A 277-nucleotide genomic window follows, 5' to 3' on the forward strand; every position below is an offset into this window, starting at 1 on the left:
GTTCGGTGACGATGCCGGTGCCGCTGATCTGGAAGCGTAACTGGCCTGGCAGTCCATAGACGAAACGGGTGCTTTGGGGGCCGGTGGACTGGTTGGCACCTGCTGCCGGGGTCAGGGTGCTGAGGATCAGGTCGCCATTGCTGTCGTAGGTGTTGTCGGTGCGGTTGCCTGCTGCATCGGTCTTTGTGAGCAGGTGACCGGCTGTGTCGTAGCTGTAGCTGGTGGCATTGCCCTGGGCATCGGTCAAACTGGCGATGTTGCCTGCATTATCGTAGCC

General features: G+C 61.0%; 1 protein-coding gene. It reads right to left on the reverse strand.

The window, feature by feature from the left end:
• On the reverse strand, positions 1-277 hold a 277-nt coding region (locus tag ACO0LF_RS31735; protein ID WP_423021435.1), incomplete at both ends, for a hypothetical protein.

The sequence above is a fragment of the Undibacterium sp. Di27W genome (assembly GCF_049340345.1).
Taxonomy (GTDB): Bacteria; Pseudomonadota; Gammaproteobacteria; order Burkholderiales; family Burkholderiaceae_D; genus Undibacterium.